Origin of the sequence: Paenibacillus glycanilyticus (assembly GCF_023715145.1) — a bacterium.
Lineage (GTDB): Bacteria > Bacillota > Bacilli > Paenibacillales > Paenibacillaceae > Pristimantibacillus > Pristimantibacillus glycanilyticus_A.
The window spans coordinates 45,430-61,749 of sequence record NZ_JAMBNP010000022.1 but is presented as its reverse complement, the minus strand read 5'-3'; the positions used below and the strand labels follow the sequence as shown (position 1 = coordinate 61,749).

General features: G+C 50.2%; 15 protein-coding genes and 1 other RNA gene. 1 reads left to right on the top strand and 15 read right to left on the bottom strand.

Translation table 11 applies throughout. The annotated features are described in order from the left end of the window. Positions 1-307: 307 nt before the first annotated feature. The 14 genes from M3194_RS30365 to rpoE form a co-directional block, all read right to left on the bottom strand. Positions 308-571 carry a pro-sigmaK processing inhibitor BofA family protein gene (locus tag M3194_RS30365; protein WP_251657878.1) on the bottom strand — a complete coding sequence of 88 codons (264 nt, stop codon included), beginning with the start codon at positions 569-571 and terminating at the stop codon, positions 308-310. After that, the gene (locus M3194_RS30360; RefSeq protein WP_251657877.1) at positions 568-885 is read right to left on the bottom strand and encodes a DUF2508 family protein; all 318 of its coding nucleotides are present in this window, start codon (positions 883-885) and stop codon (positions 568-570) included. Before M3194_RS30360 ends, M3194_RS30365 begins: the two co-directional genes overlap by 4 nt. Positions 886-1,033: 148 nt before the next feature. Continuing rightward, a complete protein-coding gene (gene recR, locus M3194_RS30355; protein WP_251657876.1) occupies positions 1,034-1,633 on the bottom strand; it encodes a recombination mediator RecR in 600 nt (199 codons plus the stop codon). Positions 1,634-1,739: 106 nt separating this feature from the next. After that, complete coding sequence (locus M3194_RS30350) at positions 1,740-2,051, bottom strand: YbaB/EbfC family nucleoid-associated protein (protein ID WP_251657875.1); 312 nt, start codon at positions 2,049-2,051, stop codon at positions 1,740-1,742. Between the two features lie 23 nt (positions 2,052-2,074). Continuing rightward, positions 2,075-3,847 (bottom strand): DNA polymerase III subunit gamma/tau, encoded by a 1,773-nt coding sequence (gene dnaX / locus M3194_RS30345; RefSeq protein WP_251657874.1) that lies wholly within the window; start codon positions 3,845-3,847, stop codon positions 2,075-2,077. 159 nt (positions 3,848-4,006) lie between these two features. After that, positions 4,007-4,274: signal recognition particle sRNA large type (ffs, locus tag M3194_RS30340), an RNA gene on the bottom strand. A 61-nt stretch (positions 4,275-4,335) separates the two neighbouring features. Continuing rightward, positions 4,336-4,758 (bottom strand): hypothetical protein, encoded by a 423-nt coding sequence (locus M3194_RS30335; protein ID WP_251657873.1) that lies wholly within the window; start codon positions 4,756-4,758, stop codon positions 4,336-4,338. A gap of 81 nt (positions 4,759-4,839) precedes the next feature. After that, positions 4,840-5,037, bottom strand: a complete 198-nt coding sequence (gene rpmE / locus M3194_RS30330; RefSeq protein WP_091190789.1) for a 50S ribosomal protein L31 — start codon at positions 5,035-5,037, stop codon at positions 4,840-4,842. Positions 5,038-5,146: 109 nt separating this feature from the next. Beyond that, the gene (locus M3194_RS30325; protein WP_251657872.1) at positions 5,147-6,400 is read right to left on the bottom strand and encodes a radical SAM family protein; all 1,254 of its coding nucleotides are present in this window, start codon (positions 6,398-6,400) and stop codon (positions 5,147-5,149) included. A gap of 24 nt (positions 6,401-6,424) precedes the next feature. Beyond that, positions 6,425-7,789 carry a transcription termination factor Rho gene (rho, locus tag M3194_RS30320; protein WP_251657871.1) on the bottom strand — a complete coding sequence of 455 codons (1,365 nt, stop codon included), beginning with the start codon at positions 7,787-7,789 and terminating at the stop codon, positions 6,425-6,427. A 111-nt stretch (positions 7,790-7,900) separates the two neighbouring features. Continuing rightward, positions 7,901-9,154: a UDP-N-acetylglucosamine 1-carboxyvinyltransferase gene (locus tag M3194_RS30315; RefSeq protein WP_251657868.1), complete on the bottom strand. Its 1,254-nt coding sequence runs from the start codon at positions 9,152-9,154 to the stop codon at positions 7,901-7,903. A gap of 339 nt (positions 9,155-9,493) precedes the next feature. Next, the gene (locus M3194_RS30310; RefSeq protein WP_285889669.1) at positions 9,494-9,892 is read right to left on the bottom strand and encodes a response regulator; all 399 of its coding nucleotides are present in this window, start codon (positions 9,890-9,892) and stop codon (positions 9,494-9,496) included. Between the two features lie 133 nt (positions 9,893-10,025). Continuing rightward, positions 10,026-11,630: a CTP synthase gene (locus M3194_RS30305; protein ID WP_251657863.1), complete on the bottom strand. Its 1,605-nt coding sequence runs from the start codon at positions 11,628-11,630 to the stop codon at positions 10,026-10,028. A 372-nt stretch (positions 11,631-12,002) separates the two neighbouring features. Then, positions 12,003-12,581, bottom strand: coding sequence for a DNA-directed RNA polymerase subunit delta (rpoE, locus tag M3194_RS30300; protein ID WP_251657858.1), 579 nt, complete (start codon positions 12,579-12,581; stop codon positions 12,003-12,005). 366 nt (positions 12,582-12,947) lie between these two features. On the opposite strand from rpoE, the gene M3194_RS30295 reads away from it, so the two are divergent. After that, a complete protein-coding gene (locus M3194_RS30295; protein WP_251657857.1) occupies positions 12,948-14,078 on the top strand; it encodes a S8 family peptidase in 1,131 nt (376 codons plus the stop codon). A 551-nt stretch (positions 14,079-14,629) separates the two neighbouring features. Here the strand turns inward: M3194_RS30295 and argS are convergent. Beyond that, positions 14,630-16,315 (bottom strand): arginine--tRNA ligase, encoded by a 1,686-nt coding sequence (gene argS / locus M3194_RS30290; RefSeq protein ID WP_251657856.1) that lies wholly within the window; start codon positions 16,313-16,315, stop codon positions 14,630-14,632. Positions 16,316-16,320 lie beyond the last annotated feature (5 nt).

The following is a 16,320-nucleotide window of genomic DNA, read 5'->3' as shown; positions in this document are numbered from 1 at the left end:
ACCGAAACCGATCGACGAAAACCCCTTGGTTGTTTGACTTGCTCAAACTTTGTTTTATCGCTTTTTCCGTTATTTCTAACGGGGCAGTTTTGCTCGTTGTTCAGTTTTCAAAGAACAATTTCTTTTCTCGTTGTCGTCCGTGTTTCTCAGCGGCGACTTTTATAATATATCACAGCCGCCTAGATGATTGCAAGTACTTTTTTCAAAAACTTTTTTGAAGCTTTTATTTCCTTGCACTTAGCGCGAGAAGTAATATACCATGAATCGAACAAGCAGGTCAACCCTTCGGACAAAAAACTTTACGGACTTATACAATGAAGTATTGAACCCCCGCAATTAGTGCGATACCCGGAACACCAAGCACGACAACAGTACCTATTGTAACCGGATTTAACGGAATATATATATTAGGAATTAGGCCGGAGAAATTAAGTACATAAAGAACAGCGGCGGCAAGTACAAAGTGAATGTTAAAGTTGCGAACCCAAGTCCAAGACATCCGTTGTCGGAGCAGAACAGCAATCAGCGCTACAGAAGATAAGATGAGTATAGCCAGCCATACCGTTTTCATTGTAATGTCCCCCTCCACTCCGGCCAAGCACTGCATGTCCGCTTGGCAATACGAATAAGCATCTCATATCGTTTTTCCGCAGTAATAAGCGCGTAGATGGCATAATCAATCTGATCTTCTCCAACTGCCACGTCGAAGAACCTTGTCGCATTCACCCACTCTTTGTGAGCTTCTTCAATTTCCGCACGTAGATGTTCTCTCCATTCCGCTGTATCCGGTTCTGGTACAGGCAGTATCTGCGTTCTCATCATCTCTAATCCGCCCGCGTGTTTGCTTTCATTAGGCTGCTTCATTTCTCGCCATAGGTTTGCCATTCCGCTTCGCCTCCTTGCTCGTCCATTCGGACAAGACATTTCTATATATGTATAGAGGCTTGCTTAGATTTAGAACGGATTGCTCGCGTGAAAACAAAACAAGAGCCGCCTCCCATAACGGAAAACGACTCTTATCGGAATAATTGCTCTAGCTCAACTCTCGGCGTCCTTCCAGTGCTTTGGACAAAGTTACCTCATCGGCATATTCGAGATCGCCGCCAACCGGCAGTCCGTGCGCAATGCGGGTTACCTTAATGCCAAACGGCTTAACGAGCCTCGAAATATACATTGCAGTCGCTTCGCCTTCAATGTTCGGATTCGTCGCCAAAATCAACTCTTGTACGCGCTCATCGCTCAAACGGCGAAGCAGCTCTGCTATCTTAATCTGATCGGGGCCGATACCTTCAATCGGCGAGATGGCGCCTTGCAGCACATGATAATGGCCCTGAAACTCTTTCGTCCGCTCCATTGCCACAAGGTCCTTCGACTCCTGGACTACACAGATGACAGAGTTATCGCGCGTCTTATCCTGACAGATCCGGCATGGATCCGTGTCGGTAATATTGCAGCAGACGGAGCAGTACGTTAAATTCCTTTTTACGCTGACAAGCGCCTTGGCGAAATCAATGACGTCATCCTCTTTCATTCGAAGCACGTGAAAAGCCAATCTTGCAGCTGTCTTCGGTCCAACGCCAGGAAGCCGCGTAAAGGCGTCGATCAGCTTCGCTATCGGTTCGGGGTAAAACAAAACGCGCAGCTCCTTTCAAGCCTCCAGCTTAAACGGCTGACGCCGCCCTTGCGGCGGCGTCAGCATACGTCTAGCTTGTATATGGTATATAGGCAAGCATTCCGCCCTAGAACAAGCCAGGAATTTTCATGCCGCCCGTGAATTTGCCCATGTCCTGGTTCGCAATCTCGTCTACTTTAGTTAATACGTCGTTAACTGCCGTCAAAACAAGGTCTTGCAGCATTTCTACATCATCCGGATCTACCGCTTCAGGCTTGATCGTGATGCTGAGAATTTTCTTATGACCGTTAGCGACTACGGTTACGACACCGCCGCCGGCAGTACCTTCAACGGTTTTGTTAACAAGCTCTTCTTGCGCTTTCATCATTTGCTCTTGCATTTTCTTCACTTGCTTCATCATTTGGTTCATGTTATTCATGACTTGTCACCTCATCGTAATAGTTAATTATCTTCTTTAATTACAACTAAGTCTTCACCAAAAAGCTTAACCGCTTCCTCTATCCATTGTGGACGCTGTTCCTCTCCGGTGTCAATCGCATCCGGTTGTAATTCCAATGTTTCATCCTGCTGTTCGCCTGAACGGCTGGTCGCGCTTTGCCATTCCTTCAGCATACAGGTTGCCAGCTTAACCGGATTGCCGAAAATGTCCTGCATCACCCGCTCGATGATCTCCCGGTGTGCGGGACGCTCCGTAGTCTCCCGGTGCATGGTGTTCTTGAAGGCAACCAGTATCGTAGCATCCGTTGCAGCCACGGGTTCACCGTCAACCAGCCACGCATGTACCGTAATTCTGGTCTCCTTCACCCGCTGGAGCACTTCGTTCCACTTCATCCTTGCCTGTCCTGTACCGGGACTGCCGGCTGCGGCCACAAAAGGATCAAGCTTCACGGTAGACCTGCTGATCGGAGCCCCGCTTCCGCCAAACCCGCCCCGGCGGGACTGATTAGCAGCTTGTCGAACAGCTCCGCTGTCGGCTGCGCCGGCACCAGAGCCAACGGCTGCTCCGCTCTGGATGAGCTGTTCCAGCTTACGCTCAAGCACCTCTACCTGCTGACGCAAACGATTTACTTCCGCGGAAGCAGCTGGCTGAGAAGCCGGAGCTCCCCCGCTAGCCGATCCGGCTCCGCCCTCATTGCTAATCGTGCAAATCTTCATCAACGCAACCTCAAACAAGGTTTGCGGCTGAGAAGCATGCTTCATATCCGATTGATAGCCATTAAGCGTATCAATCATCTTAAACAACCGTTCAGAGCTGAACGCATCGGCCATTTCCCGGAAACGATCAGCATCCACAACCCGTTCCGTTACGGCACCTTGGGGAGCCAGCTTTAAGACCAACAAATCCCGGAAGTAGAAGATTAGATTCTCCATGCATTTATCCGCGCTCTTGCCCGCTTGCGTTAACCCTTCTACAAGCGGCATGATTGCCGCAACATTACGATCTCTTATAGCTTCTGCCAGCGCATAGAACTGATCAGCAGCCATGCCGCCCGTTACATCGACGGCACCGTCAAGAGTAATCCGGGATCCGCCAAAAGCAGCCACCTGCTCAAGTAGACTTATCGCATCCCGCATACCGCCCTCGGATAAACGGGCAATATAAGCAATAGCGTCATCCTCGGCTTCAATACCTTCTTCCCTGCAAATCTCCAGCAGCCGTTCCGACTGTTCCTCCAGCGAGACTTGCCGAAAGTCGAATCTTTGACAGCGCGAGATAATGGTAGCCGGAAGCTTATGAGGTTCAGTAGTAGCCAGGATAAAGATAACATGTCCCGGCGGCTCCTCTAATGTCTTGAGTAGCGCATTGAACGCTTCGGAGGTAAGCATATGAACTTCATCAATAATATACACTTTATATCGAACTTCAGACGGGGCATAACGAACTTTGTCGCGAATGTCCCGAATTTCATCAATACCCCGGTTAGAAGCCGCATCAATCTCAACAACGTCCATAATATGACCGGCAGTAATACCGCGGCACGCATCACATTCATTACAAGGCTCTTCAGCGGGGCCCCGCTCACAGTTAACTGCTTTCGCCAGAACCTTAGCGGTTGTTGTTTTGCCAGTCCCCCGAGGTCCGTTAAATAAATAGGCATGCGAGACGCGATCCTCTCGAATCGCATTTTGCAGCGTTTGTATAATATGCTGTTGTCCAACCATATCCCGGAACGTCTGCGGACGCCAGGCACGATACAATGCAATATGACTCACGCGTTTACGTTCCCTTCTGCTTGCTTCATTCTTGTTCTTCTATTATACATCATCATGTCTATATGCAAAACAAAAACACCTGCATTCCCGGCATCTGTTTCAATGAAACAGACACTCATCGCTGGTGTTCCTCGATTAAATCTATGAATAATGAAGGTACCGTGCACCTGCCCTCGATAACATGCGATCCAGGCGGCACTCTTGCGTCCCAGCTCGAGTCAGGCACTCCCCCGGCACATGAACTAACTTGCTTACGGCTGCTTCCTTCCGGACCTGACCGGGTTCACAAGCGTCCATTGCGGAGGACCCAACTGTCAACACTGATTGCAAGCGCCAAACCCTGCATCACATAACCTCAGACAGGAATTCAACCTCGCTAAAGCGGATTGCGAGTTACAGGGCACCGCTAACTCCCCATCTAGCACGGCAAAACTAAGTATAGCCCATCCCAGCACAAATCGCAACCGTAGGATAATGGCACGTTAGAATTAGCGGGTTACTTTCACGTTGACATGATAACGGGGCATATTATACTGCACAACCTGCTGTGCCTTAGCTTGCAGCGCGCCAACCTCAGCATCCGTCAGTTTTGAATTTGCTGTAATACGCACGTTCAACTCCTCCCCGTTAAAGGATACCCGGCTGTTTTTGATTCCCTCAATCGGCTGGAGCACTTGGCCAATAAGCTTTCTGTCCGAATCATAATTAAGGAAAGTCAGCTTGTTAGGCAGATTGGGGTTACTGTTAGAATAGCCCATATAACCATCGTGGCCGTAGGTCTCCGATTTCTGGTCATTGGTGCGATGGCCGTTAGCGGCACAACCTGCAAGGCTGCCGATTATAAGAGCAGGTATAGCAAATCCCATAAATATTAAGCGCAGCTTGCGGCGCAGCATCTTTTTGGTAAGCAATCAAAAAACCTCCCTTTAACCATAGGATGGCTAAGGGAGGTTTTCTTATTCTGCCAGATAAACCCTAGGCAGATATTGAGATTAGATGCCGTATTTCTTTTTGAAACGATCGACGCGACCGCCTGCATCCAAGAACTTTTGCTTACCCGTGAAGAACGGGTGACATACGGAACAAACCTCTACGCGAAGATTCGATTTGATCGAACCAGTCTCGAAAGTGTTACCGCAAGCGCAAGTGATGTTGGATACGTGGTATGTCGGATGAATACCTTGTTTCATCTCGTTCACCTCTTTCTGCCCTGAGCCACATGCGGGTCCAGAGTTAAAATCACACACCACGGATTATAGCACGACCATTACAAGCATGCAATGCCGATGTTTTTGCCAGCTACTTGCGTGCGGCTGCCGGCGGGAGATGCGTATACGAGCCGATGACCACATCAGGCAGCTCTTCACGGAAAATTTCGAGCATCTGCTTCATCCCGTAAATCTCGCCTTTGGCCGGCGGAATAAGCTGCAAATAGCTCTCCGGATCAATATTCAGGTTACGCATCTGGATCAGCTTCAGACCCGTCCGCTTCGCAAACCCGATCATGGCTTCAATCTCTTCCTCACGGTCCGTTACGCCAGGGAAAATGAGATAATTAATGGATGTGTATACTCCTTTATCCGTTGCGTACTTCAAGGATTTCTCTACGTTAGCAAGGGTATAGGCACGCGGTTTGTAGTAAGCGTTATAATGCTCGTCAAGAGCGCTGATCGTGCTGACGCGCATGAGATCCAGACCCGCGTCGACGATCGCGCGCATAAAATCGGTCAAGCCTGCGTTAGTATTAATATTAATATAGCCTTGATTCGTCTGGCTTCTAACGATCTTCATCGCTTCAACAATAATCTTGGCTTGCGTGGAAGGCTCGCCTTCGCAGCCTTGTCCAAAGCTGATGATGGATTCCGGCGTCTTTAGATGCTCAAGCATAATTTCAACAATTTCGTTGACCGTAGGCTTGAAGTTCATGCGTGTCTGAGGAGCTACAAAGCCGCTGTCATCCGGCTGCTCGGAAATACAGCCAAAGCATCCCGCGTTACAGGAGTAGGAGACAGGTACGCCGCCCTCCCAGCGCTGCAGGAACGTATTAGATGAAGTGAGACATTCGTAGCCAAGCGCACAGTTTGACAAATGCTTGTACAGCCGGTTCTCCGGGTATTTGCTTGTCAGCCGCTCGACTTGCCTGCGGACTTCGCCGCGGTCACAGTTCAGAGGATCCCACTTATAAGGATCATCGCTCTGCTCCGCCGCTACGTAAAACTCGCCGTCTTTCCAGACGACAGAGGTATAGCCAAACAGCGGGAATTTCTCATTCTTATCCGTCTTTACATAGCTTGGAAGCGCAAGCCGCGTAAAGCCCTGCGGCAGCAAAGCGCCTACGGCCTGGTAGTTGCCGGAGAGCATTTTCATCTCACCGGTATCCGGGTCCATAAAGACCGGCCGAGTATGCGGCAAACCTACAAGCGTAGCCCCTCTTGGCAGAGGGATCAGCTCTTCTTCCATTAATTCGACGATCATATCGCCGCTGCGCCCAAGCGCAATATAGTCAGGATGATCAAACACATTGCCATTCTCATCCGCGTATACGAGATTCATCTTGATGTCCTCCTTCCGGCGGCACTAGGAGCCGTGCGTCGTGCGCGGCGCTGGTCGCCTTCCGGTTGCTGCGCTGCTCTTGAGCCCCGTACCCGTCGTGCCCGTTCCGGCACTTGTCCGCTGCTGCGGAGCCGGTTTGTCTTCCGATGTGTCAAGCGACATCAGGAATTCCTCGTTTGTCTTCGAATCGGCAAGCTTCTTCAGGAAGCCGTCCACGAAGTCAGGCGTATCGGTCATATTGCGGCGCACAACCCATAATTTATCCAGTTCTTCTTTTGATAAAAGCATTTCTTCGCGGCGCGTACCCGATCTGCGGATATCCAGCGCCGGGAAGATACGGCGTTCTGCAAGCTTGCGGTCGAGATGCAGCTCCATATTGCCCGTACCTTTAAATTCTTCATAAATGATATCATCCATACGCGATCCGGTCTCTATAAGCGCCGTCGCGAGAATCGTCAAGCTTCCGCCCTCTTCCACATTCCGGGCTGCGCCAAAGAAGCGCTTCGGACGATGGAAAGCCGCCGGATCGATACCGCCGCTAAGCGTACGTCCAGATGGCGGTACAACCAGGTTATAAGCACGGGCAAGACGGGTAATGCTGTCGAGCAAAATAACAACGTCTTTCTTGTGTTCTACCAGCCGCAGTGCTCTCTCAAGCACAAGCTCAGCGACTTTAATATGATTCTCCGGCACCTCATCAAAAGTTGAGGCAATAACTTCGCCCTTCACGGACCGCTGCATATCCGTTACTTCCTCCGGACGTTCATCAATAAGCAGCACAAACAACTCGATATCCGGATGATTCGTCGATATGCTGTTTGCAATTTCTTTGAGCAGCAAAGTTTTGCCCGCTTTAGGCGGCGCTACAATCAGTCCACGTTGGCCAAGACCAACAGGTGCAAGCAAATCCATAATCCGTGTAGAAAGTTTGGAAGATGCCGTCTCCAGCACGAGTTTTTTCTGTGGATAAAGAGGAGTTAGAGCGGGAAAATGAAGTCTTTCGGCCGCTTGCGCAGGGTCGGTGCCGTTTACGGCATTTACCTGGAGGAGACCAAAATATTTCTCCGAGTCTTTCGGAAGCCGACATTTGCCGGATACGAGATCGCCGGTACGCAAGTCAAACTTTCGAATCTGGGAAGCAGAGATATAAATATCCTCTTTGCTCGGCAAATAGTTAATCGGCCGTAAGAATCCAAAACCCTCCGGCAAGGTTTCAAGTACGCCCTGCATAAACATGAGGCCGCTTTTTTCCGCTTGCGCCCGTAGTATTGCAAAAATTAATTCCTTCTTCTTCAGCTGGCCATAGTACGGAATTTGATACTGCTTTGCCAATTTGTACAATTCGGTCAGCTTCATTTCTTCGAGATCACCGATCTGAAGATCTGTCATATTCTCACCACTTTATATTCAGTTTTAGCTATCATTATATACCCGATTTGGCGCCTTCTATTCGTAGGTCTCCTAGAAAAAGCGCCAAATCGATAGTTTCTTGCAACTTAATTACTCGGACTCCCGCCAAACATCCGCGCCAAGCATCCGCAGATTGTCAACGAGATTATCATAACCGCGGTCGATATACTCTACGCCGGTAATCTCCGTAATTCCTTCCTTCACGGTAAGACCGGCAATAACAAGCGCAGCACCCGCACGCAGATCAGCCGCTCTGACCTTCGCCGCAAACAGCTCACCGCCCTCGATTATGGCCGAACGGCCCTCAACGCGAATATTCGCGCCCATCCGGTTCAGCTCCGGCACATGCTTGAAGCGGTTGCTGTAGACATAGTCGCTCAAAATGCTGACACCCTTGGCTTGAGCGAGCAGCGTTGTCATCGGCGATTGAAGATCAGTCGCAAAGCCCGGATATACAAGGGCTTTTACGTCTACTGCCGTATATTCCGGCGCGCCAATAATCCGGATCGACTCATCCATCTCCTGAACCGTAACACCCATTTCTTCAAGCTTGGCCGTCATGGCTTCCATGTGCTTCGGAATTACGTTATCGATCGTTACGTCACCGCGTGTTGCAGCAGCCGCAATCATGTAGGTACCCGCTTGAATTCGGTCCGGAATGATGGAATGGCGGCAGCCATGCATGCTGTCTACCCCTTCAATGCGAATCGTCTCCGTGCCTGCACCCTTGATTCGGGCACCCATCGCATTCAGAAGTGTTGCTACATCTATAATCTCAGGCTCTTTTGCCGCATTTTCGATAATCGTAGAACCTTTGGCCCGAGAGGCCGCAAGCATGATATTAATCGTAGCGCCGACACTTACAACATCGAGATAAATTTTCGCACCGCGCAGCTCTTTGGCGTGAATACGCATCGAGCCGTGCTCATTGGTAACCGTAGCTCCTAAAGCTTCAAAGCCTTTAATATGCTGATCAATCGGTCTCGGCTCGAAATTACAGCCTCCCGGCAATCCAATAATCGCTTCCCCAAAACGTCCAAGCATGGCACCCATCAAATAATACGAAGCGCGCAGCAGCTTCACTTTCCCATTAGGCATTGGCTTTGATTCAAGCCGTGAAGGATCAATCTTCATCACATCACCCTGCCAGCTTACGACGGCGCCAAGGTCTTGCAGGATCTCACTATATACGACAACATCGCTTAAATGGGGCAAATTGTCCAATACCACTTCTGATTCAGCCAGTATTGCAGCCGGAACCAAAGCGACGGCACTGTTCTTTGCTCCGCTTATTTGGACGGTGCCTCGCAGTGGGCGTCCACCGCGTATCATCAATTTCTCCATCAAATATAGTCCTCCCGAAATGTAAGAAGAAACATAGGAAAACCGCCTAATGGTGCGAGCTCATACTGACACGCTCGCCGTGATGGGCGGCTCATAATCCCGTGCTTCTATTTTGTACAGTTTGCTTCGTTAATGCCCCTGTAAAGAGGCGATAATAATCATGAATAAGCTAGTATCAGTTCTATTAGACTTTATAGTCTGAGCCATTATACCATATCGGGACAGGGAATGGTATTTCACTTACAGAAGTAGGCAAAGACTGAGAAAGCTTTAATTTAACCAGCGTGTTCTAAAGCCCTATTTGTCAAAAATGATTAATGCTAAAAAAAAAAGGGCCCCTTAGGACCCTACCGCAAAGCGGCTATTGGAGTTGCCGCCGTGAAGCTGCATGTTAACCGCAATCCGCATCTCATCAATATCAAACGGCTTCGTGAAATGCATGACAGCTCCGAGATCAGTCGCTTCCTTGATCATATCGAGCTCGCCATAAGCAGTCATCATAATGACTTTGATATCACGGTTAATTGCCTTCACATGCTTTAAGATTTCAAGCCCGTCCATCCCCGGAATCTTCATATCAAGCAGAACGAGGTCAGGATTCTCGGTTTTCACTATTTCTAGCGCCAGCCTACCGTTTGAAGCCTGGAAAGTATTATAGCCTTCACTGCTGAACACTTCCATTAGAAGCACTCGGATGCCATTCTGATCATCAACGATCAATAGCTTCTTCTTCTCCAAGATATTTACCTCCCGCGACTCGACCGACAACTGGTCAACTCTTCCATAATCGTTAATATATTCGCGCGGAGAGATACAATATCCTGCTTTTCCAACAAAAAAAATGAAATATTCGATGTTAGAACAGCTGTTCTTACTGTCCGGAGTATTTCAATGCTGCGCGTACAAAACCGCGGAAGAGCGGTTGCGGACGGTTTGGGCGGGATGTGAATTCCGGATGGAATTGTACCGCAAGGAACCACGGATGCTCAGGAAGCTCCACCATCTCCACCAGACGGCCGTCCGGCGACGTGCCGGAAATGCGAAGACCTGCCGACTCAATGCGCTCACGGTATTCATTGTTGAATTCATACCGGTGACGGTGACGCTCGTAAACAAGCTCATCGTTATATTCAGCAGCCGCAAGCGAACCCGGCTTCAACTTGCATGGGTAGAGGCCAAGACGCATAGTGCCGCCCATATCCTCAATGTCTTTCTGGTCAGGCAGAAGATCGATTACCGCATATGGCGTCGACGGATTAATCTCGGCACTGTTCGCGTTGAACAGGCCGGCTACGCTGCGCGCGTACTCGATAACCGCAACTTGCATGCCAAGGCAGATCCCGAAGAACGGAATTTGCTTCTCACGGGCATAACGGATAGCCGATACTTTACCTTCAATACCGCGATCGCCAAAGCCGCCTGGCACAAGAATACCGTGCACGCCTTTCAGCGCCTCCGACACATTCTCGTCATCGATTTCTTCAGCGTTCACCCAGCGAAGCTTCACGTCGGAATCCGCATCGAAACCGGCATGGCCAAGCGCTTCAACGATTGACAAGTAAGCATCATGCAGCGCAACGTATTTGCCGACAATCGCGATTTCGGTTGTTTTGTGCAGTGACTTCACGCGCTTCACAAGCTCTTCCCATTGCGTCATGTCCGGTTGGTTCGTTGTCAGCTTCAGATGGTTCACAACGATATCGTCAAGGCCTTGCTCGCGAAGCATAAGAGGTACTTCATACAAAGTGGAAGCATCAATACATTCCACAACGGCATTCGCGTCGATGTCGCAGAACAAGCCGATTTTGCGTTTCAAATCTTCCGACAGCGCATGCTCTGTACGGCACACGATCACGTTCGGCTGGATGCCGATGCTGCGGAGTTCTTTTACACTGTGCTGCGTAGGCTTCGTTTTCACTTCGCCCGCCGCTTTAATATATGGAATAAGTGTAACGTGAATGTACATCACGTTGTCGCGTCCGATATCACTCTTGATCTGGCGGATAGCTTCAAGGAAAGGCAAGCTTTCGATATCGCCCACCGTGCCGCCGATTTCCGTGATTACAACGTCCGATCCGGCCTCTTTGCCGGCGCGGTATACACGCTCTTTGATCTCATTTGTGATATGCGGGATAACTTGAACCGTTCCGCCCAAGTATTCGCCGCGGCGCTCTTTGGAAATAACGTTCGAGTAAATTTTGCCCGTTGTTACGCTGCTGTATTTCGTCAAGTTAATATCAATAAACCGTTCATAATGCCCAAGGTCAAGGTCTGTTTCCGCGCCGTCGTCTGTTACGAACACTTCGCCATGCTGGTACGGGCTCATTGTCCCCGGATCAACGTTGATGTACGGGTCGAATTTCTGGATCGTTACTTTCAAACCTCTGTTCTTAAGCAGACGACCGAGTGATGCAGCAGTAATCCCTTTGCCGAGCGATGAAACGACGCCCCCGGTTACAAAAATATATTTCGTCACTGTGTTAATACCCTCCATGCTCCTCTGGTTATGTTTAGGTTTTCCCATTTGCCCAATAAACATGGATTAGCAGTCGCTTTATCTCTCTGTCCAGTTTATGGATGAACAAATCAGGTCCTTAACTTGCTTCTACAAACAAAAAAAGTGACACCCGTCTTCACGGGGCACTTTTCATTTGGCATATTATTAAACGTTAGCTAGCCGGCAAGAGCGCGGCAACAGCTATATCCGCAGAGGCTTGTATCCTTCAAAAAAGGGAAGGTAAGCCATTGCTGCTTATGCGGTACGTTAACCGAATCTTAAAGCCCATGCAATAGTTTACTCTGCCCGTATGCGGACTGTCAAGCGTAATCACGGTCAAGCTGAGGACGATTATTTCTCTTCTTCTTCTTCCTCATCTTCTTCGAAATCTTCTTCGTCCGACTCTTCATCGTCCAGTTCAGCATCGGCATCAAGCTCTTCGTCAACCTCTTCTTCGAGCTCTTCGTCCTCGATGCCAACTTCTTCATCGACTTCTTCTTCTGCTTCCGCTTCGCCGAATTCACGATCTTCATCGTAAGAATCGTAATCTTCTTCATCCGCCGCGTACGAATCATCTTCTTCATCCGCGAACAGATCCTCATCATCGTCCTCGTCGTTAATGATACGAGGGCGCTTCGCGTTCGTGATCGGATCCTCGTTTTTCTCAACGGGATACCAGCGTTTCAATCCCCACATATTGCTTCCTACGCAGGCGAATCGGCCGTCAATATTGATCTCCGTATATACTTGAGCGATTACTTGGTTAACTCCGTCCGCAGACAGTCCGCGAACCTTCGCAATTTCCATCATCAGGTCACGGTAGTAGTAAGGCGTATTGGCTGACTTCAGCAATTCAAACGCCAAGTCGACCATAGGCATTTCTTTCAGCCGCTCAGGATCGAGCTTTAATGTTATATTGCCGCTGCTCATATGGACACATCCCTTCTTGCTATCTTCATACTTTCGTAATCATAACCATTATCAAAGTATAGTAAAACCTATTTTATTCAAAAAAGCAAGCCACCCTCGCGCTGCTTCCATATACCTGAATTTTCCGCAAAAAGAAAAAAGCGAAGGGCTGTCCCTTCGCTTTGACTGTATCCATCCGGACAACGCATGAGAGATGCGGACCGGAGCGGTAAGAGTTGTTGAGAACTCTTACTTCATCCTATGTCCTCCGAGCGTTTTTGACACGGCTCCACGCCTAATTATCTGAAAAAAGGCAAGTTGCTCATGCGGCCGAACCCCCCGCTTCATACAATAGTTCAGCATCGTCCGTCGGGAGGGGACGCGTAATTGGACATCACCGCTTTTCTCCAATGGTTGAAGGACACGATGGCTTGCACGGGCCAAACGACAAAAAATCGGATTATCCGATTTCAGCAGCAGGGGGACTATCGACGGTTTCTGCAGGAATGGTCAGAAGCATCGACAACATCCCCGGAACTGAAGCCGGTTAAACAAATGCGAATCATACGTGCAATTTCTTGTCAGCTCCCTGTCGAAGCAACTTTATCCGGTTTTTCCGGCGGCGTATGGATTGAGAACGACCGCCGCATTAAAGTTCACACAGCAGCCAAAACCATGCCACTGGAAAAAGGCATCCCCTGGGGCGTGCAGCAAATCAAAGCTCCGCTTGCCTGGAGCACAACGACCGGACACCGCATCAAAATCGGCGTCATCGATACCGGCGTGGACTTTAGTCATCCCGATCTCCGCCAGTCGCTGTCGCGCGGCATTAATCTGCTTAACCGCAGCATGCTGCCTCATGACGACAATGGCCACGGCACTCATATCGCAGGAACAATTGCAGCAGCCAACCAGGTGCATGGCATGATCGGCATTGCGCCGCGGGCACAAATTCTCCCGGTAAAAGCGTTTGACCATAACGGAAGCGCGTTTGTATCCGACATTATTCTCGGCATTGACTGGTGCGTCCGCAACCGGGTCCATATTATTAACATGAGCTTTGGCATGAAAACGCGAAGCAAAGCTCTCCTCAACGCGATAAACAACGCTTATAATGCCGGCGTTATTGTTGTTGCTTCTTCAGGCAACGACGGCAAGCGCCGGTCGGTCGATTATCCGGCCCGATATCCGCAAACGATATCGGTCGGCGCAACTAACAAGCTGCGGCGCATTGCCCCCTTCAGCAACCGGGGGACCTTCATTGATATTTATGCGCCCGGCGATAAAATCTTCTCCGCTTGGCTCCGCGGCAAATATCACGAGATGAGCGGAACGTCGATGGCTACCTCCCATGTCAGCGGAGCCATCGCTTTGCTGCTGGCTCATAAGCCGGGATTGTCACCCGCGGAGATTAAATCGATCTTGAAAAAGTCGTACCTGCCGCTTCGAAGCACAAAGGCTCCCCGGTATACCGGGGAGATTGATGTGATGAAGATGCTGGGGGCAGCGGACCGATGATGGCGGACCGATGAGGTAAAGTCGAAGGACTTTGTTTGCCGTTGGGTAGACTGACGGCGAACCATGTATCTCCCTCATCGGTCCTGTTTTGAGGCGAAATAAAAGCCGTTCCCGGGATTTCCCCGGAACGGCTTCTTTTTTAAGCGGGCAGCGATTGCTACGCTGTATTTCATGCAGGATATTAGCCTAGTTTAGGCCAATATTGGGGTAATGACTAAATAGTGCCGCTTTGGAGTGAATATACTGCATTAAATACAATGTAAGATGCGTTTCTTTGCTCAAAGGCTGGAATTTACTGTATTCCGTACAATGTACCGGAGAATCACTGACGGCTAACTAGAAGTTGAGAGAAGAAAGATACTTTGATTCGGAAATATTAAATCCTATGACATCTGCGCGCTTATAAACTTCTCAAGCCGAGCATGATTAAGTTAGGTAGCGCCAGCAAGGACGAATAGCCGCGAAATGCAGCAAAGCCGCCAGCGTTAACTGGCGGCTTTGCTATGCGCAGGCGATCAACCGCCTGCTGCGGAATGCCTGACGGAAGCGGATTACATACGCTCCGGAGCCGATACGCCAACAAGGCGGAGCGTATTGGCGAGAACCGTGCGTACGGCGCCGAGCAAAGCGATGCGCGCTTGCGTCTGAGCAGCGTCTTCGGTAATGACGCGCTCCGCTTTGTAATAGCTGTGGAACTGGGAAGCCAGTTCATACACATAGCGGATCAGGCGGTGCGGCGCGTATTGAGCCGCAGCTTCCGATACTTCCTGCGGCAGCTCGCCGAGCTTGCGAAGAAGATCGAATTCGGCTTCGGAAAAGAGCTTGCCGAAGTCGATGTCGCTGACAGGCAGGAGAGCAATGCTTTGCTCCTCGGCCTGGCGGAAGATACTGCAAATGCGGGCATGCGCATATTGCACGTAGAAGACCGGGTTCTCGTTGGAAGTCGAGATCGCAAGGTCCATATCGAAATCCAGATGCGAGTCCATGCTGCGCATCGTGAAGAAGTAACGAATCGCGTCAACGCCAACCTCGTCCATCAGGTCCTGCATCGTAACGGCTTTGCCGGTACGCTTGGACATTTTCACTTTTTCGCCGTCTTGGAACAGGCTTACCATCTGCGCGATCAGTACCACCAGCTTGTCCGGATCGTTGCCAAGCGCCGCCATCGCCGCCTTCACCCGAGGGATGTAACCGTGATGGTCGGCGCCCCAGATGTTGATCATCCGGTCGTAGCCGCGGCTGAATTTGTCGCGGTGATAGGCGATGTCCGGCGTCAAATACGTGTACGAGCCGTCATTTTTCACAAGAACGCGGTTCTTATCGTCGCCATAAGGCATCGTCGACAGCCAAGTCGCGCCTTCCTCTTCATAGACCTGCCCTTTTTCCTTCAGCGCGTCTAGCGCCTGCTCAACTTGACCGCTCTCATACAGCGATGTTTCGCTATACCAGATGTCGAAGTTAACGCGGAAGAGGCCGAGGTCGCTCTTGATTTTGTCCAGTTCCTTCTCAAGACCAAATGTGCGGAAGAACGTGAAGCGTTCTTCATCAGGCAGCGAAAGAAGGCTGTCGCCCTTCTCCTCCGCAAGCAGCTTGCCAAAGCCAACGATGTCTTCGCCATGGTAGCCGTCTTCCGGCATCTGAGCTTCTTGACCCAGCGCCTGGCGGTAGCGCGCTTCAATCGAGCGTGCCAGGTTGTTCACCTGGTTGCCCGCATCATTAATATAGTATTCGCGAGTAACTTCGTAGCCCGCGAAGTCCAGTACATTACACAGCGCATCGCCAACGGCCGCGCCGCGCGCATGGCCAAGGTGAAGGCTGCCCGTCGGATTCGCGCTTACAAACTCGACTTCAACGCGTTGTCCCGATCCTTCGTTTGTACGGCCGTAGTTGTCTCCCGCAGCAGTAATTTGGCCGATAACGGAATATAAATAGCTTTTGTCCATGCGGAAGTTAATAAAGCCCGGGCCTGCAATCTCGGCCGATTGGATGCCGAATTTCTCGCCGTTCAGGTTTGCGATAATCGTCTCGGCGATTTGACGAGGGTTTTTCTTCGCCAGCTTGGTCAGCTGCATCGCCGCATTTGTTGCCAGATCGCCATGCGCCTTATCCTTCGGCACCTCCAGCACAAATGCCGGAAGCTCCTCGCGTGCCGCCAGACCGCCGGCTACCGCCGCATCCGCAATGGCTTCCTTCACCTTCTCGTACATTTGATCCAACACGTTCGTACTCGTACTCATTAATC

Excerpts from the sequence above, each read along its gene's own strand:
- M3194_RS30365 (WP_251657878.1), bottom strand. The coding sequence starts at position 571 with ATGAAAACGGTATGGCTGGCTATACTCATCTTATCTTCTGTAGCGCTG.
- M3194_RS30360 (WP_251657877.1), bottom strand. The coding sequence starts at position 885 with ATGGCAAACCTATGGCGAGAAATGAAGCAGCCTAATGAAAGCAAACAC.
- M3194_RS30350 (WP_251657875.1), bottom strand. The coding sequence starts at position 2,051 with ATGAATAACATGAACCAAATGATGAAGCAAGTGAAGAAAATGCAAGAG.
- rpmE (WP_091190789.1), bottom strand. The coding sequence starts at position 5,037 with ATGAAACAAGGTATTCATCCGACATACCACGTATCCAACATCACTTGC.
- M3194_RS30325 (WP_251657872.1), bottom strand. The coding sequence starts at position 6,400 with ATGAATCTCGTATACGCGGATGAGAATGGCAATGTGTTTGATCATCCT.
- rho (WP_251657871.1), bottom strand. The coding sequence starts at position 7,789 with ATGACAGATCTTCAGATCGGTGATCTCGAAGAAATGAAGCTGACCGAA.
- M3194_RS30315 (WP_251657868.1), bottom strand. The coding sequence starts at position 9,154 with ATGGAGAAATTGATGATACGCGGTGGACGCCCACTGCGAGGCACCGTC.
- rpoE (WP_251657858.1), bottom strand. The coding sequence starts at position 12,581 with ATGAGCAGCGGCAATATAACATTAAAGCTCGATCCTGAGCGGCTGAAA.
- argS (WP_251657856.1), bottom strand. The coding sequence starts at position 16,315 with ATGAGTACGAGTACGAACGTGTTGGATCAAATGTACGAGAAGGTGAAG.